We start from the raw sequence: 23,302 nt of genomic DNA, 5'->3' as shown, positions 1-23,302 counted from the left end.
CGGGCCCCGTGCCGGGCCCTCCCACGGGGGGAGGGTCCGTCACGGCCCGGCGCCGCCCGTGCGCCGGTCGCGGTCCGGGAAGTCGCGGGTCAGCAGGTCGTCGATCCGGATGCCGCCCGGTGGGGTGCGGTCGTGCTCGGTGAGGCGGCTGAGGCCCTCGCGGGTGGCGACCACCACCACGCGGTCGCCGGTGGAGAGCAGGTGGTGCGGGAGCGGGCCCCAGAGCAGCTCGGGGCCGGCGGGGTAGGGGTTGCCGAGGTCCGGTTGCCGTTCGTCCGGGTCGGCCAGGTCGATGGCCAGGATGCGCCAGGAGCCCGGGAGTTGGGCCTCGCCGATGGTGCGGTCCATCAGCCGGGGATTGCCGGTGACGTCGACGGCGGCGACCAGCAGCACCTCCCGGCCGATGGCGATCGCGCCGAGTGCCTGACGACCCATCATGGCGGAGGCGAAGGCGGGGGCGGCCAGGAAGGAGACGCTGCGGCTGCGGGTGTCGGCCTGGGGGTAGGAGTCGCGCAGCGCGCGGTAGATGTCGGCCGCGAAGTCGTCGTCGAACAGCCGCAGCACCACCCGCAGCCGGGGGTCGCTCTCCCGGGCGGCCAGCGCCGCCTCCAGGTTGGTGCCGTCCTCGCTGGTGAGGGCGACCAGCGCCCGGCTGTGGCCGATCCGGGCGGCCTCCAGGACGCCGTCCTGGGTGGCGTCGCCGATGATCACCGGGATGTCGTAGGTCCGGGCCCGGGCGATGCCCCGGGCGCTGGGGGAGCGGTCCACGCAGACCACCGGGATGCCCAGCTCCCAGAGCCGGTCCAGCACCCGGCTGCCGACCCGGCCGAGGCCGACCAGCACGACGTGCCCGGTCAGACCGGGCGGCGGGCGGCGCAGGGCGGTGGCGGTGCGGAAGGTGCCGAGGGCGTCCAGGCTGAGCGCGATCAGGAACGGCATCAGCAGCATGCCCGCCACGGCGGAGACCAGTTGCAGGGCCTTGCCGCCGTGGTCGGCCTGCTCGGCCGGGTCGGCGATGCCGAGCACGTCCAGGGTGACCAGCCAGGCGGCGTGCAGCGGCGGGTGGCCGGTGAGCTGCCAGTTCAGGCAGGTCAGCACGAGCAGCAGCAGGGTGAGGCCGGCCAGGGCCCAGCGCAGCCGGGGGGTGAAGAGCTCGGCCAGCGGCAGGCGGTTGAGGTCGGGCAGCCGACGCGGCCGGGGCGGGGAGCTGGGGCCGAGCAGCTCCAGCACGGTGCGGGTGCCGTCCGTCCGGTCGCCGTCCTCGGGGCCGGTGGGGGCGGGCAGCGGCAGCTGGACGCCGTTCGCGTCGGGGCGGGCCAGCACGGCGAGTTCGGTGCCCTCGGAGCGGGCGCCGGCTTCGAGCTCGGCGACCCGCAGCAGCCGCCCGTCCACGTGCAGCGCGTGGGTCCGCCCGCCCAGCGCGGCGGCGACCAGGGCCGGAGCGGCGGTGGAGGAGGCGGACAGCACGGTGGTGGACGCCTTCAGCCGGGCCGGGGTGAGCCGGGGGTCGCGGGCCAGGGCGGCCCGGTCGAGGAGCTGTTCGACCCGCTGCCCCAGGCGTCGGTTGAAGACCCGGACCACCAGCCGGAGGTCGGGGTTGAGCCGGCGGGCGCGCAGCGCGGCGTGCAGGTTGGCCTGGTCGTCCTCCGAGGTGAGGGCGAGCGCGGCGGCCCCTCGCACCCCGGCTGCGGCCAGCGCGGCGGCGTCGGTCTCGGTGGCCTCCACCGTGCTGACCCGCAGGGCCGGGTCGTCGGCGAGCGCGCTGATCTGCGGCCCGTGCCCGTGCAGTCGGGACGGCAGCACCACCACGACCTGCTGCCCGTAGAGGGTGGCGAGTTCGAGCGCGAGCCGGTGGGCGAGCGCGTCGTTCCCGCAGACCACCATGTGCCCGGCGGGCTCGGGCGGGCGCTCCGGGCCCCGGGGCAGGGGGAGGGGCAGCGAGGGCTGCTCGAACCGGGGCGGCTGGGGCGGGGTCGAAGTGCTCACCCGGGAAGTTTCGCCTCCCGCAGACGCCGAGGGCACATCGCAGGAGGATTGTTGACGACCTGTCACCTGAACGTGGGCCCCGGTGCCCGGGCCCCTGCGGTCGCCACCCGCGTGGCCCGGGGCGTCTGCGGCACGGCCGGGTCGGTCGGGGCCACGTCTCCCCGCCGGCCGGACGGTGCCGACGGCCCGTCAGGGCAGCAGCAGGCGGCTGCCCGGGGGGAGGGCTCCGGTGCGGGCGGCCTCGATGAGGTGGGCGAGCAGCGCGGCGCGGAACTCGTCGGCGGCGCGGCTGAGCGGTACCTCGCGGCCGTGCGCCAGCGCGATGGTGCGGCCGAGGCCGGGACGGACGAAGGGGGTGACGTGCAGGCCGGAGCGGGCGGCGACCATGCCGGGGAGGACGGCGGGGCCGAGGCCGGCCCGGACGGAGGCGAGCACGGCGTCCATCTCGCCGCCCTCCACCGCGTAGACCGGCTCGAAGCCGGCCCGGCGGCAGGCGGTCAGCGTGGTCTCCCGGACGTCGTAGCCCTCGCGGAACATCACCAGCGGCCGGCCCCGCAGGTCCTCGATCCGGGCCCGCCGCCGGACCTCCGGCACGGCGGCGACCAGCACCAGCTCCTCGTGCAGCAGCTCGGTCACGGCCAGCGCGGCGGGCCCGCCACCCTCCGGCACCACCACCAGGGCCAGGTCCAACTCCCCTGCCTCCAGGGCGCTTTCGAGTCCGCGCGAGCCGCCCTCCCGGAGCTGGAGGTCGACCCCGGGATGCGCCGCCCGGAAGGTGCGCAGCACGTCCGGCACCAGGCTGACGCAGAGGCTGGGCGGTGCCCCGAAGCGGACCCGGCCGCGCCGCAGCTGCACCGTCTCCTGCACCGCGCGCCGGGCCGACTCGGTGTCCGCCAGGATGCGCCGGGCCAGCGGCAGCAGCGCCTGGCCGGCGTCGGTGAGCACCGCCCCGGTCCGGGACCGGTGGAACAGCTCGGCCCCCAGCTCCCGCTCCAGGGCGCGGATCTGCTGGCTCAGCGAGGGCTGCGCGACGTGCTCCCGCTCGGCGGCCCGGGTGAAGTGACGGGTCTCGGCGACGGCGGTGAAGTAGCGGAGCTGCTGGAACTGCACCCGTCCACCATAGGTGATGCCTATCGTGAGCGCCGGAACCATGTCTTGGACGCGCCCCACCCGCCGTGCCTACCGTTTCCGGCATGGCACTCGCTACCCGGCCGGACGGCCGACCGTCCACCCTGGCGGTCCTCTGGCGCTCGACCCTCGGCAAGAAGGCGGTCATGGCGGTCAGCGGACTCGTCATGCTGCTCTACCTGGTCGCCCACATGCTGGGGAACCTCAAGGTGTTCTTCGGCCCCGAGGACATCAACGGCTACGCGCACTGGCTGCGCACCCTCGGCCAGCCGCTGCTGCACTTCGGCTGGTTCCTCTGGCTGGCCCGCATCGTGCTGGTGGCCGCCGTGGTCGCGCACGCCGTCGCCGCGTACCAGCTGAGCCGCCGTGACCTGAAGGCGCGTCCGGTGAAGTACGCGCACACCCGCCGCCGGGCCAGCTACGCGACCCGCACCATGCGCTGGGGCGGGGTGATCCTCGGGCTGTTCATCGTCTGGCACATCCTGGACCTGACCACCCTGACGGTGAACCCGCTGGGCGAGGAGGGCCACCCGTACCAGAACATCGTGGCCTCCTTCTCCACCTGGTACGGCGGCGGGGTCTACTGCCTGGCCGTGCTGGCGCTCGGGCTGCACGTCCGGCACGGCTTCTGGAGCGCCGCCCAGACCCTCGGCGCCAACAGCCCGCGCCGTGACCGCGCGCTGAAGCTCACCGCGAACGGCCTCGCGCTGCTGCTGACCGCCGGCTTCCTGTCCGTCCCCGTCGCCGTGATGACCGGAGTGGTCCGATGAGCTCCCCCGACCCCGCCTACCTGGACTACACCCTCGGCGCGCCGATCGCCGACACCGCCGCCCCCGACGGCCCGATCGAGGAGCGCTGGAACCGTCGCCGCTTCGAGGCCAAGCTGGTCAACCCGGCCAACCGCCGCAAGCACACCGTGATCGTGGTCGGCACCGGCCTGGCCGGCGGCGCGGCGGGTGCCACCCTGGCCGAACAGGGCTACCGCGTCGTGCAGTTCTGCTTCCAGGACTCCCCGCGCCGGGCCCACTCGATCGCCGCCCAGGGCGGCATCAACGCGGCCAAGAACTACCGCAACGACGGCGACTCCGTCCGCCGGCTGTTCTACGACACCGTCAAGGGCGGCGACTTCCGGGCCCGCGAGTCCAACGTGCACCGCCTCGCCGAGGTCTCGGTCGAGATCGTCGACCAGTGCGTGGCGCAGGGCGTCCCGTTCGCCCGGGAGTACGGCGGGCTGCTGGACACCCGCTCGTTCGGCGGCGTCCAGGTCTCCCGGACCTTCTACGCCCGGGGGCAGACCGGTCAGCAGCTGCTGCTCGGCGCCTACCAGGCGCTGTCCCGGCAGATCGCCGCCGGGAACGTCGAACTGCACGCCCGCACCGAGATGCTGGACCTGCTGGTGGTGGACGGCCGGGCCCGCGGCATCATCGCCCGCGACCTGGTGACCGGGGAGCTGACGACCCATCTGGCCGACGCCGTGGTGCTCGCCACCGGCGGCTACGGGAACGTCTTCTTCCTCTCCACCAACGCCAAGAACTCCAACACCACCGCGATCTGGCGGGCCCACCGGCGCGGTGCGCTGTTCGCCAACCCCTGCTTCACCCAGATCCACCCGACCTGCATCCCCCGCAGCGGCGACCACCAGTCCAAGCTCACCCTGATGAGCGAGTCGCTGCGCAACGACGGCCGGATCTGGGTGCCGAAGGCCAAGGGCGACACCCGCCCGGCCGCCGCCATCCCCGAGGACGAGCGGGACTACTACCTGGAGCGGATCTACCCGGCCTTCGGCAACCTCGTCCCGCGCGACATCGCCTCCCGGGCCGCCAAGGTGGTCTGCGACGAGGGACGCGGCGTCGGCCCCGGCGGGCAGGGCGTCTACCTGGACTTCGCGGACGCCATCGCCCGGCTCGGCCGGGACACCGTCGAGGCCCGGTACGGCAACCTCTTCGAGATGTACCAGCGGATCACCGCCGAGGACCCGTACACCGCGCCGATGCGGATCTACCCCGCGATCCACTACACGATGGGCGGACTCTGGGTCGACTACGACCTCCAGACCACGGTGCCCGGCCTGTTCGCGATCGGCGAGGCCAACTTCTCCGACCACGGCGCCAACCGGCTCGGCGCCAGCGCGCTGATGCAGGGCCTGGCCGACGGGTACTTCGTGCTGCCGCCCACCCTCAACCACTACCTCGGCTCCACCCCGCTCGGCCCGGTCGCCGCCGACCACCCGGAGATCACGGCGGTGCAGGCCGAGACCGCCGACCGGCTGGACCGCATCCTCGCGGTGGACGGCGACCGCACCCCCGACTCGCTCCACCGCGAGTTGGGCGAGCTGCTCTGGGACGAGTGCGGGATGGCCCGCGACGACGCGGGGCTGCGCCGGGCGCTGGCCCGGATCCCGCAGCTGCGCGAGGAGTTCTGGCGCCGGGTCAAGGTGCCGGGCAGCGGGGCCGAGCTCAACCAGGCGCTGGAGAAGGCCAACCGGCTGCTCGACCACCTGGAGCTGGCCGAGCTGATGTGCCTGGACGCGCTGCACCGCACCGAGTCCTGCGGTGGCCACTTCCGCACCGAGAGCGCCACCCCCGAGGGCGAGGCCGCCCGCCGGGACGAGGAGTTCGCCTACGCGGCGGCCTGGGAGTACACCGGGCCCGGCCTCCCGCCGGTGCTGCACCGGGAGGAACTCCACTTCGAGCACGTCCACCCCACCCAGCGGAGCTACGCGTGAACCTCACCCTGCGGATCTGGCGCCAGCCCGGCCCGGACGCCCCCGGCTCGATGACCCCCTACCAGGTCTCCGGCATCAGCCCCGACATGTCCTTCCTGGAGATGCTGGACACCCTCAACGAGGAGCTGATCCTGCGCGGCGAGGTCCCGGTCGCCTTCGACCACGACTGCCGCGAAGGCATCTGCGGCGCCTGCGGCATGGTCATCAACGGCCGCGCCCACGGCCCGGAGCGCACCACCACCTGCCAGCTCCACATGCGGCACTTCCAGGACGGCGACACCATCGACGTCGAGCCCTGGCGGGCCGGCGCCTTCCCGGTGGTCAAGGACCTGGTGGTGGACCGCACCGCACTGGACCGGATCATCGGCTCCGGCGGCTACATCAGCGTGCCCACCGGCTCCGCGCCCGAGGCGCACGCCACCCCCGTGCCGAAGGAGACCGCCGACCTCGCCTTCGAGCACGCCGAGTGCATCGGCTGCGGTGCCTGCGTGGCCGCCTGCCCGAACGGCTCCGCGATGCTCTTCACCGCGGCCAAGGTGGTGCACCTCAACCTCCTCCCGCAGGGCGCCCCCGAGCGGTCCTCCCGGGTCCGCGCGATGGTCGACACCATGGACGCCGAGGGCTTCGGCGGCTGCACCAACACCGGCGAGTGCGCCACCGCCTGCCCCAAGGGCATCCCGCTCACCGGCATCTCGGTGCTGAACCGCGAGCACCTCCGCTCGCTGCGGGGCTGAGCCTCCGTCAGCCGCTGAGCCGCTGAGCCGCTGAGCCGCTGAGCCGCTGAGCCGCTGAGCCGGTGCGCCGGTCGGCCCGTATGCCGGTGAGCCGGTGTGCTGGTCACCCGGGCCGGCCGCCGGTCAGTCCGCCTCGCGCAGCGCGGGCAGCACCGTCTCCGCGACCCGGTACGCCTCCTCCAGCAGCGGGTTGCCGGAGAGGATGAAGGTGTCGACGCCGAGGGACCGGTACTCCTGGAGGCGTTCGACCACCTGCCGGGTGCTGCCGACGACGGCGGTGCCCGGGCCGGGGCGAAACAGGCTCATGCCCGGCCAGAGGTTGGGATGGGTCTCCAACTCCCGCGCGTGGCGCGGCACCCGGCCGCCGTGCTGGCGGAACTGCCGCTGCCAGCCGACGCCGTCCTCGGCGCCGTTGCCGAGCATCCGGGTGTAGGTGGCCTGGCTGGTGACGTCGAGCAGGTGGTCGGCGGCGGCCCAGGCCTGCTCCTCGGTGTCGCGGACGATCAGGTGCAGCCGCAGGCCCAGGCGCAGGGTGCGGCCGTGCGCGGCGGCCCGCGCACGGACCAGGTCGAGCTTCTGCCGGAGCTGCTCCAGCGGCTCGCCCCAGGTCAGGTAGACGTCCACGTGCTCGGCGGCCATCTCGATGCCGGGGGCCGAGGAGCCGCCGAACCAGAGCGGGGTGTGCGTGCCGCCCTGGACGGGCGCGAGCTCGCGCAGCGAGCTGCCCGCGCCCGGCAGGTCGTAGAACCTGCCCTTGTGGTCGAAGACCTCACCGGCCGTCAGCCGCTTGACGATCGACCAGTACTCAGCGCTCAGTTCGTAGCGCTCGTCGTGCTCCAGGTGCAGGCCGGACTGGCGCAGCTGCTCGGTGGAGCCGTTCACCACGTTGAAGCGGAGCCGGTCCGGGCCGAACAGCTGACTGAAGCTCAGCGCCATCTTGGCCAGCAGGGTCGGCGAGATCAGCCCTGGGTGCACGGCCAGCAGCGGCTTGAAGCTCGGCCGGGTGACGGCGGCCAGCGCGCTCGCCAGCGGCCAGACGTCGTACAGGTCGGTGGCGAACAGCGCGCCGTCGTAGCCCAACCGGTCGACGGCGATGCCGAGTTGCTGGAGGTAGGCCAGATCGACCGGGCGGCGGCCGGCCGGCTCCCACGGGAAGGCGCCTTCGCGCGGGATGACGTACCAGAGGATTTCGGGGGCGGGCATCAGCGGGCTCCGAGGACGGCGTCGGCGACGGTGATCGGGGTGGGCAGGAAGCCGGCGGCGGCCAGGATGTCGGCGGCCTCCTGCTGCTCGGCCAGGAAGGCGGCGGAGACCGGCTCCAGGGTCCAGGGCAGGACGGCCAGCGCCTCGCGCCAGTCGGCCGCGCTGCCGCCCTGGTCGGCGGCGGCGATGGCGGCGGCCTCGTCCAGGTGGGCCGCGGCCCAGGCGTCGGCCTCGGCCAGGGCGGTGACGATCGCCTCGACCAGCTCGGGGCGGGTGGCCGCGAAGTCCCGGCGGGTGAAGAAGACGGACCGGTCGGTGATCACGTCCCCGGCCTCGGCCAGGGTGCGCACCGTCCCGGCCCGGCGGGCGGCGGCCAGCTCGGCGCCCTGGGCCACCCAGGCGTCGATCCGGCCGCCCAGCAGGTCCTGGTACGAGCCGGCGTCGGAGCGCAGCGCGGTGATGTCGGTGCCGTAGCCGAGCCCGGCGGCGGCCAGCGCCTTGGCGGTGAAGTGGGTCTGCCAGGAGCCGATCGCCAACGCGACCGTGCGGCCCCGGAGTTCGGCGACGGTCCGGACCGGGCTGTCGGCCGTGACCAGCAGCGCGCCGTGCCCGGGCCGGGGGGCGGAGACGGCGGCGTACACCAGGTCGTACCCGGCGGCCTGGGCGGAGAGCGGCGGGGTGGAGCCGGTGCCGCCGAAGTCGATGGTGCCGTCGGCCAGCGCGGCGGCGGTGTCCAGGCCGCCGATCCGGTGCCAGGCCACGGTCTCGCCCAGCGGGGCCAGGGCGGCCTCCAGCAGGCCGAGGCGGGACAGGTGGTAGAGCGAGGGGTTCGCGTCGTGCACCCCGATGTTGACGGTCATTCAGTGTGCTCCAGTGGCAAGAGGAGTGTGCACGCCGAGGTCGGCGAGCAGGCGGCGGCGGAGGTCGGCGAAGGCCGGGTCGGCCGGGTCTCGGGGGTGGTCGAACGGGATGCGCTCGTCGGTGACCAGCTTCCCGTCGCGCAGCACGGCCACCCGGTCGGCCAGCCGGACGGCCTCCTCGACGTCGTGGGTGACCAGCAGCACGGCGGGCCGGTGCACCCGGCACAGCTCGCCGACCAGGTCCTGCATCCGCAGCCGGGTCAGCGCGTCGAGCGCGGCGAACGGCTCGTCCAGCAGCAGCAGTTCGGGCTCCCGGACCAGCGCCCGGGCCAGTGCGACCCGCTGGGCCTCGCCGCCGGACAGCGTGCCGGGCCAGGCATCGGCGTGCCGCTCCAGCCCGACCTCGGTCAGCGCGCGCAGCGCCGTCTCCCGGCCGGCCGCGCCCCGGGGCAGGCCGACCAGTACGTTGGCCAGCACCTTCTTCGAGGGCACCAGTCGGGGCTCCTGGAAGACGATGGTGCGGGCCTCCGGCACCAGCACCGTCCCGGCGTCGTGGCGGTCCAGCGCGCCGAGGATCCGCAGCAGCGTGGTCTTGCCGGTGCCGCTGGCACCGAGCAGGGCGAGGAACTCGCCCCGGGCCAGGTCGAGGTCCAGGCCGTCCAGCACGTGCCGGTCGCCGAAGGTCCGACGCAGGCCGCGCAGGTGGACGGCGGTGTGGTCGGGGACGGCGGTGTCGTCGGGGATGGTGGTCATCGTCGGGCTCCCTGGGTGCGCCACGGCATCAGCAACCGCTCCAGCAGGCGGACCAGACCGTCCGCGAACAGCCCGATCAGGGCGTAGACCAGGATGCAGACGGTCAGGATGTCGGTGCGCGAGTACTCCTGTGCGGTGGACATCAAGTACCCGATCCCGGCAGTGGAGTTGATCTCCTCGGCGGCGATCAGCGCGATCACGCTGAGCGTCATGGACAGCCGCAGTCCGGAGAGCAGCGCGGGCAGCGCGCCCGGCAGCACCACCTCCCGGACCAGGGCGGCCCGGCCCATCCCGAAGCTGCGCATCGCCTCGACCAGCTTGCGGTCGGTGCTGCGCACCCCGCCCGAGGCGGAGACGTACATCGGGAAGCTGGTGGCCACCGCGATCAGCACCACCCGGGCGGTCTCGCCGATGCCGAACCAGACCATGAACAGCGGCACCAGCGAGAGGAACGGGATGGTGCGCAGCAACTGGACCGAGGAGTCCAGGAGTTCCTCGCCGAGCCGGGAGAAGCCGGTCAGCACGCCGAGCGCCAGGCCGGTGCTCGCGCCGATCAGCAGCCCGGTGCCGGCCCGGCCCAGCGAGACGGTGAGGGCCTCGGGCAGCTGGCCCGAGGACCAGAGCTCGCCGAGCGCCTGGAGCACCGCCCCGGGCGAGGCCAGCAGGTCGTCGGTGAGCAGGCCGGAGGCCGAGCTGACGTACCAGAGGAGCAGGACCACCAGCGGACCGAGGGTCCGCAGGGCGAGGGCGGTCCCCGGGCGGCGCGGGCGGGCGGTGCGGGGACGGGGGACGACCAGCCGGCCGGTGCTCATGCGGCGGCGCCGGGAAGGGAGTTGACGTCGATGAGGTACGGCTTGACGTCGAAGAAGCCCTTGATGATCTGCTGGTCGGCGAAGAACTGCGCCACCGCGTGGAAGCGGGTCAGGTCGGCCTCGGTGATCGGCTCGGCGACCCCGCGGGCCTTGTCGAACGGGATCTGGATCTCGCGCTGGGCGGCGCTGACCGCCTCCGGGCCGGAGTCGGTCTTGACGTTGAGGTAGGCGCCCGGGTCGGCCTGCAGCTTCAGGCCGGAGGCGTGCAGGTACTCGTAGAGGGCCTTCACCACGGCGGGGTGGGCGTCGGCGAACTTGGTGCGCACCGTCCAGACCGCGTAGTTCTCCGAGCCGACCTGGCCGCCGTTGACCAGGAAGCGGGCGTTGCGGTCGGCGAGCTGCGGGACGGAGTAGGTGCCCCAGGTGGACCAGGCGTGCACCTGACCGGAGTTGAAGACCGGGGCGGCCTGGTTCGGCTGGAGGTAGACCCGCTCGACCTGGTCGACCGGGATGTCGTTCTGCTTCAGCGCCTTGAGCAGCAGGTACTCACTGGTGCCGCCGTGCCAGACCGCGACCTTCTTGCCGACCAGGTCCTTGACGGTGGAGATGCCGGAGTCGCTCTTGACCAGGATGCCCTCGCCGAGCGCGTCGGGGGCGACGGCGGCGAACAGCTTGAAGCCCGGCGAGGCGGCCAGCGCGGCGGTCGCCGAGGTGATCGAGCCCTGGGCGAAGTCCAGTGCACCGGCGTCGAGTTGCTGGGCGGCGGGGGCGAAGGCACCGGCCGTGCCGGTCCAGACGACCTTGGCGTTCACCTTGGCCAGCGCCGCGTCGAGCGAGCCGTCCTTCTTGGCGAGCGCGAGCAGACCGGAGTTGCCGTCCTCGGGGATCCGGACCTCGATCCGGGCGGCCCGGTCGCCGCTCGCCGCCGCACCACCACCGGTGGAGCCGCAGGCGGTCAGGCCGAGCAGGGCGGCGGCGAGGAGCGCGGTGGACGGGAGCCAGCGGGAGTTCATGGCGGTTCGCAATCTGCTAGCGGGTCAGTGGCCGGTACGGGTGGGGGAGTTGCGGCGGGAGTCGAGCAGCGCCCGGGCCCGGGCGAGCGGCTCCGGGTCGGCCCAGTGCCGGACGTCCACCGGGGCGGGCAGGAAGCCCTGGGCGGAGAGGAAGCGCTCCTGCTGCGCCAGCAGGTCCAGGCGCTCGTCGGAGAGGTCGAGTTGCAGGGAGTGCCCGATGTCCGGGCGGTAGGCCCCGGCCACCCCGGCGGCCCCGGCGCCGGTCTCGGCGCTCAGGATCCGGGCCAGCTCGGCGGGCCGGTCGCGGGCCCAGTCGGCGGACTCGATCAGGACGGCGAGGAAGCGGTCCACCAGGTCGGGGCGCTCTTCCAGCAGGCGCTGGTGCACGGTGATCGGGCGCGGGGTGCCGTTGTTGACCCGGTGCCGGCGGTCCGGCAGGGCGTCCAGGTCGATCGCCACCACCGCCCCGAAGCGCTCGGCCGTCTCGACGGCGACCGCGCCCTTCACGTAGACCGCGTCCACCCGGCCGTCCCGCAGGGCGGCCAGCTCACCCTCCCACTGGCCGACCGGGGAGCCCTCGACCTCGGTCAACTCGGCGTCGGCCAGGGTGAGTCCGGCCGAGGCCAGCGCACCAGCGAAGCCGGCCAGCGCCATCGCCCGCCAGAAGTCGATCCCCACCGGGTGCACCGGCACGGCCAGCCGCCGTCCGCGCAGCGCGCCCGGCTCGCGGATCGCACTGCCGGCCCGGACCAGCACCGACTGCCGCTCCTCGATCCAGGTCAGCCCGATCAGCCTGGTCGGCTCGCCCCCCGAACGGGCCCACAGCGCGGGCACGTTGCCGCCCTCGCGGATCAGGCCGTCCAGGGCGTGGGTGAAGTGGTGGTCGGCGGCCTCGGCGGCCGTGGCCTCCTGGAGCGAGCGGACGGTGATGTCGTCCGGGGCGAACTCCTCGGCCAGCCGGCCTCGGTCGGCGGCGATCCCGGTGGCGGTGGGCACCGGGCAGCGGGTGAACCAGAGTCGGTCCATGCGGGTGACTCCCAGAGTGGGGTGGCGCGTTGTCGCACGGGGTTCTCACCACGCGGCAAGGCGGAGATGCGGAGCGGTCGCGGGCGGGTCAGCGACAACAGCGGGGGCGGGCCGGGTGCAGTATTCGAGTGGTGGTCATCGTCCTGCTCCCTTCCGGTCCCGGTGGCCTGGCCGGCCGTGTCGGCCTGTTGGCAGGAGGTTGGCACGGGGCGGACGGCCGGGGCAAGGCTTCCACATGGTGGGAAGCATCTGTTGGCAGAGCCGTCAGACGGTGCAACTCGCGTTCACACCACGGCAACAGTTGTCAGATGGTGGCATCGCTTCGCATGCTGGGGACATGACGACGACGGACGCCCCCGCCGGGGCCCAGGCGGTCACCCGCGCACTGGGACTGCTGCACTGCTTCCGCGACAACACGGGCGAGCTCAGCGCCTCCGACCTCGCCCGCCAGATGGAGCTCTCCGTCTCCACCGCACACCGGCTGGCCCGCACCCTGGTCGCGGCCGGCTTCCTGGAGCAGAACGACCGCACCTCCCGCTACCGGCTCGGCCCGGCGGTCGCCGAGCTCGGCCAGCTCTCCCTCCACCAGCGCGGACTGCACCGGGCGGCACCGGAGTTGGCGGCCCTCTCGGCGGCCACCGGCGCCGCCGCCGACCTGGCGATCCGCAGCGGCAGCCACGCGGTGATCCTGGTCGGCGCCTCCATCCAGCCCAGCACCGGCCTCGGCCTGCGGCGACCGCTGCACTCCACGGCGCTCGGCAAGGTCCTGCTGGCCTGGCCGGGCCCCGGCGAGGACGACCTCACCGCCCTCCCGCCGCTGACCGCACAGACCGACCGCACCATCGTCGACCGGGACGCCCTGGCCGCCGAGCTCGACCTGGTCCGGTCGGCCGGCCACGCCCTGAACGACGGTGAATCCGCCTACGGCGTACGGACGGTGGGTGTCCCGGTGCTGGACTCGGCCGGCCGGGCCCACTTCGCCCTGGCGCTGCGCTCCACCCCGGACGTGCTCACCGACGCCCGGCTGCCCTCCTTCCTGGCCCGGGTGCGGGCCTGCGCGGAGGCGCTGGAGGTGCTCCTGCTGCCACCGGACCGGCGGCGGGTGCGCACCTTCGACTGACGGAGCCGTCCGCCGTGCCCACCGGCCGTCCTGTCAACGCGGCGTGAACACCCCGTGACGGCACCGGCCCTGACGGCCCCCGGCCCGCCCGTGCCGGGGACCGCCGGGCGGATGGTCCCCGATCGGGGCCGATCCGTCGCTTCCGGCGGACGAAGCGGTACCGACGACGCTGGACCGGAGGGCATCCCGGGGCGCCCTTCCGAGGGCACTCCGGTGCACGTGCTCAGGTGTGTGCCCGGGTAGGCGGCCGTACGAGGGCCAGGTCGTGCCCGAACCCGATCACCACACCCCGCTCGGTGGCTGCGAGGCAGCGTGCGGGCAGTGGAAGCCGGATCGGCCGACCCACCGGCTCACCGGTGGACAGGTCGATGAGGGTGACGGTGCGGTCGGCGCGGGCGACGTAGGCCTCGGGCCAGTCGAGTCCGGCGACGGCCGTGACGGCCGACGCTCCGTCGATCTCGGGACCGGCGGGGCGACCGGTGCGTGCCCAGGCGCGGAGGACGGTCGCTCTCGTGCGGCTCGGGTGCACGGAGCGGACGGTGACGATCCGGCCGTCGAGCAGCGCAAGGACGGGATGGCCCTCGGTCCCCGGCAGGACGCCGGGGGTGGGCGACGGGTCATCGAGTGTGACCAGCCGGGCCGGTTCGTCAGGACGACACGGCTGCGATGGTGCGACCGGGTACGGTGCCGACCGCGAATCCCGTGGTGTCCGTCTCGGTGTCCAGGCGGATGCTCATCACGAGCGCTCCGGTGGTGGGCTCCAGGACCGTGATGTCCGAGAAGCCGTGGACGACCAGGGCGTCAGCCGCCGGCAGGCGGTGATGGACGACCCATTGGACGGTGTTGGCGCTCGTAGTGCCGACCGCTCCTGCGGCGGGTGGGTCAGAGGATGTTCCAGGCCGTCTCGGACCGGCCCCGGCGCAGGCCGTCGATGCGGTGGCGGACCTCGGCGAGCGCGTCGCTGCCGGGGGCGGCCCGCTTCGCGTTGGTGGTGATCATCCGCAGCTCCCGGAGATCGCGCAGCACCGGGTACCCGGACCAGGCGGTCACGTCGAAGCCGTACCGTTCGGCGAACTCCCGGTAGTGGCCGCTGCCGTGGCCGAAGCGGCGGCAGTGGATCTCCACCGTCACGCAGTCCAGCTCCGGCGGTCCGAAGCAGACCGTGTCCCAGTCGCAGAGCACCGCCGCGCCCGCGTGGTGCAGCGCGTTGCGGTGCTGCGGATCGCCCTGCAGCAGGCCCGGTGGCAACGGGTAGGAGAGCGAAGCCAGTCGGCCCGCGAGGTCGGCCAGGCGGCCGTGCAGGAACGTCGACTCCGCAGGCCGCAGCACCGAGGTCGCCGCCAGTGAACGGCCGATCGCCCCGACGGTGTCCGGCGGCCGGACCCCGAACGGCGGTGCCGGGAGCCGGTGCAGGGACCGCAGCGGGCGGGCGAGCAGCGCGGCCGGGACGGGGTGCTCCGGCTGGGGCAGGTACTCCCAGAAGGTGACCGCGTGCCCACCGGCCGCGGGCACCGGCTGCGTCCCCGGCAGCAGCTGGACGGTGGGGAAGCCGCGGGCCTGGAGCCACCTCACCAGCCGTACGGTGCGCCGTACTTCGGCGTACGGTGTGCCCGCCCGGGCCACCTTGGCCACCACCCCGGCGGCGCGCAGCAGGAAGACGGCATGGGTCCGCCCGCGCAGCAGCTCGGCGCCGGCCGGGTCGAGTCCGGAGCGGCGGCAGGCAGCGGCCAGCACGGCACGGGCGGCCGGCTCGGTGAACCCGCCGACGGTGGCGGTCGGAGTCGTCACGGCGTCAACCCTGCCTTCTGCCCGGATGGTTGTCACCACCCCGGCCGCCTGTCCCACGCTCGCCGGTCCGGCCGAAGTGCCCGCACGGCAGGCCCTGATGCCCGATCATGGCCGCATGCCGGAGACCTCCCACCACGTCGCCCTCCTCTCCACCGCCGTCCGGACCCTGCTCGGTGCGGGCCCGTTCGATCCGCCGCGCGGATGGACGCACATGGGGGCGGTGATCTGCGACGCGAGCTTCCAGGCGCGGCGCAAGTACCGCCGGCAGATATGGCCCCGGGTGGACGGGCTCCGGCAGGCGTGGCCCGACGCCGCGACGGTGAGCGGCTTCCGGGCCCGGCTGGCGGTGGAGGACCTGGCCGTCGCGATGGACTTCCGCAGCCCGGCCCGGGTCGCCATCGCCCACGGGATCGCCGGGCTGCTGGCCGCCGAGGGCGTCGAGACCCGCGAGGACCTGTACGGCTGGCTCGGGGACCCGGGTCACCGGGCCGCCCTGCGGGCGGTCAAGGGTGTCGGCCCGAAGACGGTGGACTACCTCGGCAACCTGGTCGGCCGGTCGAGCATCGCGGTGGATCAGCACCTGTCCGCCTTCGCGGCGGAGGCGGGACTGCCCCTCGGGCTCGGGTACGAGCGCCTGCAGGCCGTCTACGAGCGGACCGCCGATGCACTCGGGCACGACCGTGCCGGGCTGGAGCACGCCGTCTGGCGGTTCAAGTCCGAGGGCGTGTAGCCGATTCCGGCTCGGTCCGACGCCGTCCGTCCCGGTGGATGCCGTTCGTTCCGGTGGATGCGGTTCGTCCGGGCGGAGACCGTTCGCTGGACGCGTAGACGAACTCCGGTCCGCCGGGACGCCCCCGTGCGAGGCTGGCGGGGACGGGCCGGACCGGAACGGTGGAGGCAGTGGTGAGGGTGGTCTTCGTGCACGGGGCGTGCGTCCGCGACGGCGCGTGGTGGTGGCACCCCACCGCCGAACTGCTGCGCGAGCACGGGGTGGTGAGCGCGGCCCCCGCGTTGCCGAGCTGTGGCGAGGCGGGGCGACCGCCGGGCGGGGAGGACGGACCGGGGTTCGCCGAGGACGTGGCGGCGGTGCGGCGGGTGCTGCTGGCCGGGGACGAGCCCACCGTGGTGGTCGCCCACAGCTATGGCGGGATGGTCACCGCGGAGGCCGCCGCCGGGGTGCCGACGGTGCGTCATCTGCTGCTGGTCTCCAGCTACCTCCCCGAAGTCGGCCAGAGCCTGGCGGACTTCGGCGACGGAGACGGCCCGGCTCCCTTCCTGACGGTGGACCCGGCGGTCGGCACCTTCGCCGTGCGCCCCGACCTGCTGGCGGGCACCTTCCTCCAGGACTGCACCACCGACCAGCAGGCCGGGGCGGCGGAGCGCCTCGCGGCCCAGAGCCTCGCGGTCATCGGGCACCCGGTCGCGGTCGCCGCCTGGCAGCAGCTGCCCTCCACCTACCTGGTCTGCGGCGCGGACCGCGGCACCTCGCCCGAGCGGCAGCGCGCGTACGCCCGCCGGGCCGGCCGGGTGGTCGAACTCGACGCGGGCCACCACCCGTTCCTGTCCCGCCCGGGCGAGGTCCGGGACCTGGTGCTGACGCTCTGACGGACGGCACCCCCGGACGGTCCCGGGAGGCGTGGTTCAGCGGACGCGCGGGCGCCGGGACGGCCGGGCCGCCCGCAGTGGGAGCGGGCCATCCAGTCGGGACAGGTACCGCCGGAAGGCCCGCTGCTCCGCCGAGTCGGCTCCGACGGCCGGGTGGCGGTCGGGGAAGGCCGCGTCCGGCGTGGGGGAGGCGGTTCCGAACAGGTTGCCCTGGAGGCGCCCCGTCACCAGCCGGTGCCGGTGCCACGGGATCAGTCGGGGCCGACCGGTGACCACCGGGCCGCGACCGACCTGGAACCACACCTCGCGCCCGTTGCCGAACCGGACCAGGCCCTCCCGGAGGTCCCGGCGGTCGGTGCGCACGGCGGAGTCCCAGTTTCCGGGCGCACCGCCGACCGCGTGGTGGGTGCGGAAGTGCCGGAGGAAGCCGGGCAGTTCGACTGCCGCGCCGAAGGGGACCACCGCATCGGCGTAGGGCTCGCCGCCGACGAAGTGCAGCCGGAACTCCAGCCCGTACGACCGGCCGCCGACCCTGCGCCGGACGTACAGCGAGAAGGTGTCCGCATCGTCGTGGCGTGCGCGGTCGGCGGGCCGGACGTGCTCGTCCAGGTGGGCGAAGGTGAGCGTCTCCGGCCGGGCCGCCAGCCCCGGGATCCGCTCGGCCGACCCGTGCCGCAGGTAGCGGCCCATCAGGTCGATCGGGTGGATCCGGTGGACCAACGACGAGAAGAACCCCTCGGTGAAGCCGTCCCGCACCTGTCCTCCCCGCTGCCGTCCGAGCCGGGGCCAGGGTAGGGCACGGTCCGTCACTCCTCGGGACCGCCCCCGACCGCCGCCTCGTAGGCCAGCAGGGTCTCGACGAACAGGCGGCGCTGATCCGGGGTCAGCGGACCGAGGGCGGTGCGCCAGGCCGCGGCGCCGGGGGCGAGCCACTGGGAGATGGCGGGCCGCTGGGCCGGGGTGATGTCGACGATCCGGCGTCGGCGGTCGGCCTCGTCCTCGCGGCGCTCCAGGACGCCCTTCCGGCTCAGGTCGCCGATCAGCAGGCTGGCGGTGGTCGGGGCGATCCGCAGGCGGCCGGCCAGGTCGTTGACGGTCATCGGGCCGTCCAGCAGCAGGTAGGCCAGCAGGGAGAGGTGGCGTGGAGCGAGGGAGAGCGACCGGAGGGCCTCCGGGACCGGGATCTGTTTCGCCCGGCTCACCATCCTCGGCATTAGCAGCAGCAACTCCCGCACCATGTCGTCGACTTCGTTCTCCTGGCGGGCCGTCATCCGCTGCCTCCGTGGTCGCTCCGGGATTTACCTTTGCAAGCAAAGCTGTTTTACTGGCAAAGCTAACAGCCCCTCATGGTACGGACGTACCCACGCGAACGGAGCTGCCCCATGCCGCACTTCACCGTGCACATCCGCGACGAAGCCCTCGACGGCACCGTCGAGCCGAAGCTGATCGCCGCCCTGACCGACGCCGTCGGCACCGTCTTCGGCCCCGGCTTCGCCCGCCTGGTCGGCGTCGACCTGATCGGCATCCCGGCCCACCGCCGGGGCGTGGGCGGCCTCCCGGCCGATCGCGACAACCCCGTCGTCACCCTCAGCATGCGCGAGGCCGCCTACCACCTCCCCGAGGTCCCCGACGCCCCCGCCCGCCTGGTCGCCGCCACCACCGACGCCCTGGCCGCCGTCCTCGGCGAGCAGGTCCGCTCCCAGGTCATCGTGACCATCACCGGAACTCCGGCCGGCCGGACCGGGGTCGCCGGGGCCGTCGCCTGACCGGCCCGGCGCACTGTGCCCGCCCCATCGTCTGACGGGCCGGCCTCCGCACCCCACGGGACGCGGAGACCGGCGGCCTGCCGACGGGGCGTCAGGCGAGCGTCACCAGACGCTTGGTGGCCCGGGTGAGGGCGACGTACAGGTCGCGTTCGCCACAGCTGCGGGCGGCGGCGATCTCGTCGGGGGCGGCCACCAGGACGGTGTCGAACTCCAGGCCGCGCGCCTCGGAGGCGGGCACCACGGTGGCCCACTCCGTGACCCCGGCCCGGGCCAGCTCGGCGGTGCGGTGGTCGGCGCAGACCACGGCGCGCAGGTCGTCGGGGTGCCGGTCGGCCTGGTCGCGGAGCTCGGAGAGCAAGGCGTCGGCCAGCGTCCGGGGGTGGACGGGGGCCGTGCGCGGGGGCTCGCCGTGGCGGATGGCGGTGGCCGGGGTCTGCTCGGGGGCGATCCGGGCCAGCACGGGGTGGGTGGTGGCCAGGATCTCCTGGGTGGTGCGGTAGCTGACGGTCAGGGAGTGCAGGGCGAACCGGCTGCCGAAGTGCGGGGCGAGCGCCTCCGTCCAGCCGCCGGCCTCGGTGGCCGGGCCCGCTTGGGCAAAGTCGCCGACCAGGGTCATCGAGCGGGACGGGCAGCGCCGGGCCAGCATCCGCCACTGCATCGCGCTCAACTCCTGTGCCTCGTCCACCACCACGTGCCCGAAGGTGCGCTCCGGCGGGCCGTCGACCAGTGCGGCGGCCTCGTCCAGCAGGGGCAGATCGGCCTCCGTCCAGGCCTCCGTCGAGGCCGCCGTCGCTCCGCGCGCCGGGCGCAGCAGCAGGGCCCGGTCGGCCTCGGCGAGCCCCGGCAGGTGCTCCCCGGGGGCGGCCAGCAGCGCCTCGACCACGGCGGCAGCCGTCAGCCGGGGCCAGAGCCGGTCGACCGCCCGGTCGACCTCCGCCCGCTCGGCGAGATCGGCGCGGAGCGCCTCGTGGTCGATCTCCTCGGTGACGTCGGTGGCCGCCCCGTCGAAGCCGAGGTTGCGCAGGTCCCGCCCGGCGACGCGGTCGAGGTCGAGTCCGGTGGCCTCGGTCACCTCGGCGTCGATCCGGGCCAGGGTGTCGGCGGTGGCCCGGGCCGCCGCGTCGGTGGCGGCGTCCACCAGCCGCTCCTTGAACAGCTCGCGCGCCTGGTTGTGCGCCAGCCCGCTGCGCCGCGCCTCCTCTCCGGCAGCGGCCACCTCCTCCGGGTCCACGACGACCCGATCCTGGCCGACCCGGACGGAGAACGCGAGGTCGTCCCCGGTCGCCTGCCGACCGTGCACCAGGGCGGCGAGCGCCTCGGCCATCACCGCACGGCCCTTGAGCACGACCGCCTTCGCCGGAGCGCCCTTCGCCGGAGCGGCCGTCGCCGGAGCGGCCGTCGCCGGAGCGGCTGTTGACGGAGCGCCAGGTGCCGGTGGGGTGGTGGCGGTCGGCCGGATGCCGGTCAGGTCGGCGACGGTGGCCAGCAGGACGTCGTTCTCGCCGAGCGACGGCAGGACGTGCGCGATGTAGTCCAGGAAGCGGGAGTTGGGGCCGAGCACCAGCACGCCCTGTTCGGCGGCGCGCGGGAAGGCGTACAGCACGTAGGCGGCCCGGTGCAGGGCCACCACGGTCTTCCCGGTCCCGGGCCCGCCCTGCACCACGCTCACGCCCCGGTGCGGGGAGCGGACCACCGCGTCCTGCTCGGCCTGGAGGGTGGAGACGGCGCTGCCCATCCGCCCGGTCCGGCGGGCTTCCAGGGCGGCGACCAACGGGCCGTCGCCGATCAGGTCCTCGGGGGTCGGAGCGGAGCCGTCGAGGATCTCGTCGGTGATCTCGCGCACGGTACGGTCCGCCAGCCGCAGGTGGCGGCGTCGGCGCAGGCCCTGCGGGTGGACGGCGGTGGCGGTGTAGAACGGGCGGGCGGCGTCGGCCCGCCAGTCGACCAGCAGCGGGAGGTCACGGTCCTCGGTGTGCAGCCCGAGCCGGCCGATGTGCAGCACCGTGCCGTCGGTGTGGTCGACCCGGCCGAAGCACAGACCCTGCCCGGCTCCCTCGAACCGCCGCAGCCGGTCGGTGAGCCGGGCGACGGCGGTATCCCGGGCGTAGGCTCCGCCGGCCTCCTCGGCGGGGGCCTTGAGCAGGGCGTCGAGCTCCCCCCGCAGGGTGGCCGTCCGGTGGTCGAGCAGGGCGTGCATCGCGGAGAGGTGGGCCTGCTCGACGGCGAGCAGGCGGTCCTGGGTGGGGGTGGCGGAGGACTCGGGGCTGGGACTGGTGCGGTGCGGCACATGGGCTCCTGGTCGGGCGGGTCCAGAACTCGGTACCCCGTACGGGGTTTACCGAGGGGAGGTAACCGTACGGCATGCCGGGTTAATTCCGTATGGCGTACGATGTGGACGTGATCCGGGTCACCGCGATCGTGAGCGAGGAGCGCCGGTGAGCGAGAAGAAGCGGACCGAGCCGGGGCGGATCCTGGAGCTGCTCTGGGGGACCGAGACTCCGCCGAACCGAGGACCCAAGCCCAAGTTCACCCGTGCGCAGGTGGTGGACGCCGGCATCGCGGTGGCCGACGCCGAGGGGTTGGAGCAGCTCTCGATGCGGCGGGTGGCGGAGCACCTGGGCACCGGCACCATGTCGCTCTACACCTACGTCCCCGGACGGGCGGAGCTGCTCCACCTGATGCTCGACCGGGTCACCGGCACCCTTCCGCCGCTCCCCGGGGACGCCTCCTGGCGCACCGCACTGGAGCAGTGGGCCCGGGACGCCCGCGATCTGGCGGCGCGTCACCCGTGGACCAGTGCCGCGTCCACCCCGGGTCTCCTGCTGATGGGACCGCACACCACCGCGCGCTCCGACGCGCTCTACGGCGCCCTGGCACCGCTCGGCCTCGCCCCTCGGGAGACCGCCCGGATCGCCAACAGCGTCGAGGCGTACGTGCGCGGTGTCTGCCGTGCCCTGGCCGACCAGCAGGCCGACACCCGGCAGAGCGGCGTGGACTACGAGCGGTGGTGGGAGCAGGCCACGCCGCACCTCACCCGGCTGATCACCCGGGAACGCTTCCCGCACCTGTACGGGCTCTGGGAGCAGGGCGCGTTCGAGGAGCCGGCCGACGCCGGCTTCGAGTTCGGCCTGCGGCGGCTGCTGGACGGTATCGAGGCGGGGCTCGAAGCGGACCGGCCCGAGGGCGGGCGGTAGCCGCGCCGGGTGGCTGCCGGCTGCTGGGGGCGGCTGCGGGAGGGTGTGCCGAGTTGCGGAGAGCCGGGCCGGAGGCGGTGATGGGGGAGCAGGACCGTCTCCGGGCAGACGAGCCCGGAACCCGGGTCGAGGAGGAACCATGTCCCACCACAAGTCCAACAAGGAGGTCGAGGGCGACCCCGACACCGGCCACGGCCGTGGCCTGCCGCTCCGCCCCGACGAGGCCGCACTGGAGGAGCGCACCGAGGAGGACCGGGAGGAGCTGGGCCTGCCCGCCGAGGGCGAGGGCTCGGAGGGGACCGGCTAGGACGCACCCCGGACCGGTCGACCCGCTGCCGGATGAGGCGCCACGGGGCCGGATCGAGCCGCTGACACCGGCCGATCCGGCCCCGTGCCGCCCGCGGGTGGTCCGGCCCGGGTGCGGCCGACGCCGCCCGGGTCCCGGTGCCGGGACGGCCAGGGTCGCCGGGCGGGCCGGGGGTGATCTGTTGACAGTGCGTCAGTTCGGCGAGCCCTGAGCCATGTTGTCGGTGTGCGTCCGCCGGGGCGTCGGCGGGACGGCGGCTCGTGGTGCGCCCGCCCGCCGACGGCCCGGTCGGGATCGCCCGACTAGGCCGGGGTCCCGGCCTCCGCGCTCGGTGCGAATCCGCTGCCCTGCTGGGCGAACGCCTCGATGGCCGCGCCGACGAAGGCCACCATCCCGGCGTGGTGGGCGTCGTGGAACGCCCGCATGGCCTCGTCCTCGGCGTAGAGGAGCGACATGCCGACGCAGGCCTCCCGGGGCGGGGCGAAGAACCGGCTGACGAGGGCGAGGTGCCGGCTGACGAGTTCCTGGACCTCCTGGTCGCCGGGCAGCGAGCAGCCCTCCAGGCGGGCCGCGATCTCCCGATGCAGGACGTTCCGGTCCCGGTGGACCTGCGTGCTGTCCGCCTGCGCCCAGCCGTCGGTCCCCGCCAGGCTCTCCGCCTGTTCCCGGGCCAACGCCCGGCGGCACCGGTCCTGGTGGCCGATCTCCATGCACTGTTTCCCGTCGTTCGTTCGTCCCGGCATCCCTCGGGTGCGTCCCGGAGGGGCCATCGACCTGCCGGCGATGACCGGCTGTGAATGATCAACTGTCAGTCCGGAGCGGCAGTTGACACCTGGTCAGCCGACCGGCACGCCGTTTCCGCTCCCGGTTGCGAGGGGTCCGATCGGTCGGGGTGATCGTCAAACCCGACGTGCGGTTCGCGTTCGTCACATTGCGCACTGTTGACACTCTCTTGACCAGAACTTTAGGTTGACGTGGCGGCTTCAAGTGAGCCGTGAACGATCCACTCCACCTCCCGGAGGTTCCCATGGAGCAGCTCATCAAGAAGATGACCCAGGACGACAAGTGGAAGGGCTGGGTGGCCGTCAACTCCGCGTCCGCCGCCAAGGACGGGTGCATCAGCGCCACGCCCAAGTCCGGCTGCATCAGCGTCGTGAAGTCCGGCTGTATCTCCTGACGCACCGTCACGCACCACTGCGGAGCGGCGGTCGGGCCACCATGGTCGGCCCGACCGCCGCTCCGCGGCACCAGCGCCTGCCCGCCTGCCCGTACCCACCGGGGG

23 protein-coding genes are annotated in these 23,302 nt (G+C 74.3%); 10 read left to right on the top strand and 13 right to left on the bottom strand.

What is annotated here, in order from left to right:
* Positions 1-39: 39 nt before the first annotated feature.
* Positions 40-1,986 carry a potassium channel family protein gene (locus ACIRBX_RS24590; RefSeq protein WP_402299476.1) on the bottom strand — a complete coding sequence of 649 codons (1,947 nt, stop codon included), beginning with the start codon at positions 1,984-1,986 and terminating at the stop codon, positions 40-42.
* A 189-nt stretch (positions 1,987-2,175) separates the two neighbouring features.
* Complete coding sequence (locus ACIRBX_RS24585) at positions 2,176-3,096, bottom strand: LysR family transcriptional regulator (RefSeq protein ID WP_402299474.1); 921 nt, start codon at positions 3,094-3,096, stop codon at positions 2,176-2,178.
* Positions 3,097-3,179: 83 nt separating this feature from the next.
* Between ACIRBX_RS24585 and ACIRBX_RS24580 the strand changes: the two genes are divergently transcribed.
* The 3 genes from ACIRBX_RS24580 to ACIRBX_RS24570 are packed head-to-tail and all read left to right on the top strand — an operon-like array spanning position 3,180 to position 6,573.
* Positions 3,180-3,884, top strand: a complete 705-nt coding sequence (locus tag ACIRBX_RS24580) for a succinate dehydrogenase cytochrome b subunit (RefSeq protein WP_402299473.1) — start codon at positions 3,180-3,182, stop codon at positions 3,882-3,884.
* On the top strand, positions 3,881-5,839 hold the full coding sequence (locus tag ACIRBX_RS24575) for a fumarate reductase/succinate dehydrogenase flavoprotein subunit (protein WP_402299471.1): 1,959 nt from the start codon (positions 3,881-3,883) through the stop codon (positions 5,837-5,839). Before ACIRBX_RS24580 ends, ACIRBX_RS24575 begins: the two co-directional genes overlap by 4 nt.
* Positions 5,836-6,573: a succinate dehydrogenase/fumarate reductase iron-sulfur subunit gene (locus tag ACIRBX_RS24570; RefSeq protein ID WP_402299470.1), complete on the top strand. Its 738-nt coding sequence runs from the start codon at positions 5,836-5,838 to the stop codon at positions 6,571-6,573. Before ACIRBX_RS24575 ends, ACIRBX_RS24570 begins: the two co-directional genes overlap by 4 nt.
* A 123-nt stretch (positions 6,574-6,696) precedes the next feature.
* On the opposite strand, the gene ACIRBX_RS24565 is transcribed toward ACIRBX_RS24570, so the two are convergent.
* The 6 genes from ACIRBX_RS24565 to ACIRBX_RS24540 are packed head-to-tail and all read right to left on the bottom strand — an operon-like array spanning position 6,697 to position 12,240.
* On the bottom strand, positions 6,697-7,776 hold the full coding sequence (locus ACIRBX_RS24565; RefSeq protein ID WP_402299468.1) for an LLM class flavin-dependent oxidoreductase: 1,080 nt from the start codon (positions 7,774-7,776) through the stop codon (positions 6,697-6,699).
* The gene (locus ACIRBX_RS24560) at positions 7,776-8,636 is read right to left on the bottom strand and encodes an ABC transporter substrate-binding protein (RefSeq protein WP_402299466.1); all 861 of its coding nucleotides are present in this window, start codon (positions 8,634-8,636) and stop codon (positions 7,776-7,778) included. The genes ACIRBX_RS24565 and ACIRBX_RS24560 overlap by 1 nt, the downstream gene beginning before the upstream one ends.
* On the bottom strand, positions 8,637-9,389 hold the full coding sequence (locus ACIRBX_RS24555) for an ABC transporter ATP-binding protein (RefSeq protein ID WP_402299464.1): 753 nt from the start codon (positions 9,387-9,389) through the stop codon (positions 8,637-8,639).
* Positions 9,386-10,201: an ABC transporter permease gene (locus ACIRBX_RS24550; RefSeq protein ID WP_402299463.1), complete on the bottom strand. Its 816-nt coding sequence runs from the start codon at positions 10,199-10,201 to the stop codon at positions 9,386-9,388. Before ACIRBX_RS24550 ends, ACIRBX_RS24555 begins: the two co-directional genes overlap by 4 nt.
* A complete protein-coding gene (locus ACIRBX_RS24545) occupies positions 10,198-11,214 on the bottom strand; it encodes an NrtA/SsuA/CpmA family ABC transporter substrate-binding protein (protein ID WP_402299461.1) in 1,017 nt (338 codons plus the stop codon). Before ACIRBX_RS24545 ends, ACIRBX_RS24550 begins: the two co-directional genes overlap by 4 nt.
* Before the next feature lie 24 nt (positions 11,215-11,238).
* Positions 11,239-12,240: an ABC transporter substrate-binding protein gene (locus ACIRBX_RS24540; protein ID WP_402299459.1), complete on the bottom strand. Its 1,002-nt coding sequence runs from the start codon at positions 12,238-12,240 to the stop codon at positions 11,239-11,241.
* A 337-nt stretch (positions 12,241-12,577) separates the two neighbouring features.
* Here ACIRBX_RS24540 and ACIRBX_RS24535 point away from each other — a divergent pair, with 337 nt between their 5' ends.
* The gene (locus ACIRBX_RS24535; protein ID WP_402299458.1) at positions 12,578-13,360 is read left to right on the top strand and encodes an IclR family transcriptional regulator; all 783 of its coding nucleotides are present in this window, start codon (positions 12,578-12,580) and stop codon (positions 13,358-13,360) included.
* A gap of 882 nt (positions 13,361-14,242) precedes the next feature.
* On the opposite strand, the gene ACIRBX_RS24530 is transcribed toward ACIRBX_RS24535, so the two are convergent.
* Positions 14,243-15,148 carry a phosphotransferase gene (locus ACIRBX_RS24530; protein WP_402299457.1) on the bottom strand — a complete coding sequence of 302 codons (906 nt, stop codon included), beginning with the start codon at positions 15,146-15,148 and terminating at the stop codon, positions 14,243-14,245.
* 115 nt (positions 15,149-15,263) lie between these two features.
* Between ACIRBX_RS24530 and ACIRBX_RS24525 the strand changes: the two genes are divergently transcribed.
* Both ACIRBX_RS24525 and ACIRBX_RS24520 read left to right on the top strand, forming a co-directional pair.
* Positions 15,264-15,878 (top strand): hypothetical protein, encoded by a 615-nt coding sequence (locus ACIRBX_RS24525; RefSeq protein WP_402299455.1) that lies wholly within the window; start codon positions 15,264-15,266, stop codon positions 15,876-15,878.
* 173 nt (positions 15,879-16,051) lie between these two features.
* A complete protein-coding gene (locus ACIRBX_RS24520; RefSeq protein WP_402299453.1) occupies positions 16,052-16,753 on the top strand; it encodes an alpha/beta fold hydrolase in 702 nt (233 codons plus the stop codon).
* Between the two features lie 36 nt (positions 16,754-16,789).
* Here the strand turns inward: ACIRBX_RS24520 and ACIRBX_RS24515 are convergent, their stop codons facing one another.
* Positions 16,790-17,509, bottom strand: coding sequence for a hypothetical protein (locus ACIRBX_RS24515; protein ID WP_402299451.1), 720 nt, complete (start codon positions 17,507-17,509; stop codon positions 16,790-16,792).
* 50 nt (positions 17,510-17,559) lie between these two features.
* Positions 17,560-18,024: a MarR family transcriptional regulator gene (locus tag ACIRBX_RS24510; RefSeq protein ID WP_402299450.1), complete on the bottom strand. Its 465-nt coding sequence runs from the start codon at positions 18,022-18,024 to the stop codon at positions 17,560-17,562.
* A 111-nt stretch (positions 18,025-18,135) separates the two neighbouring features.
* Here ACIRBX_RS24510 and ACIRBX_RS24505 point away from each other — a divergent pair, with 111 nt between their 5' ends.
* On the top strand, positions 18,136-18,519 hold the full coding sequence (locus ACIRBX_RS24505) for a hypothetical protein (protein WP_402299449.1): 384 nt from the start codon (positions 18,136-18,138) through the stop codon (positions 18,517-18,519).
* A gap of 91 nt (positions 18,520-18,610) precedes the next feature.
* Here the strand turns inward: ACIRBX_RS24505 and ACIRBX_RS24500 are convergent, their stop codons facing one another.
* Positions 18,611-20,716 carry a HelD family protein gene (locus ACIRBX_RS24500; protein WP_402299884.1) on the bottom strand — a complete coding sequence of 702 codons (2,106 nt, stop codon included), beginning with the start codon at positions 20,714-20,716 and terminating at the stop codon, positions 18,611-18,613.
* Between the two features lie 238 nt (positions 20,717-20,954).
* On the opposite strand from ACIRBX_RS24500, the gene ACIRBX_RS24495 reads away from it, so the two are divergent.
* Complete coding sequence (locus tag ACIRBX_RS24495; protein ID WP_402299447.1) at positions 20,955-21,713, top strand: TetR/AcrR family transcriptional regulator; 759 nt, start codon at positions 20,955-20,957, stop codon at positions 21,711-21,713.
* Between the two features lie 139 nt (positions 21,714-21,852).
* Complete coding sequence (locus ACIRBX_RS24490) at positions 21,853-22,020, top strand: hypothetical protein (RefSeq protein ID WP_402299445.1); 168 nt, start codon at positions 21,853-21,855, stop codon at positions 22,018-22,020.
* 302 nt (positions 22,021-22,322) lie between these two features.
* Here ACIRBX_RS24490 and ACIRBX_RS24485 read toward each other — a convergent pair whose 3' ends face one another.
* The gene (locus tag ACIRBX_RS24485; protein WP_402299444.1) at positions 22,323-22,730 is read right to left on the bottom strand and encodes a TipAS antibiotic-recognition domain-containing protein; all 408 of its coding nucleotides are present in this window, start codon (positions 22,728-22,730) and stop codon (positions 22,323-22,325) included.
* Positions 22,731-23,047: 317 nt separating this feature from the next.
* Between ACIRBX_RS24485 and ACIRBX_RS24480 the strand changes: the two genes are divergently transcribed.
* Positions 23,048-23,197 (top strand): hypothetical protein, encoded by a 150-nt coding sequence (locus tag ACIRBX_RS24480; protein WP_402299442.1) that lies wholly within the window; start codon positions 23,048-23,050, stop codon positions 23,195-23,197.
* The last annotated feature ends 105 nt before the right edge of the window (positions 23,198-23,302 follow it).

This window comes from Kitasatospora sp. NPDC096147, assembly GCF_044763225.1.
Taxonomy (GTDB): Bacteria; Actinomycetota; Actinomycetes; order Streptomycetales; family Streptomycetaceae; genus Kitasatospora.
Note: the sequence above shows the minus strand (reverse complement) of the source record. Positions and strands in the feature narration are given on the sequence as shown.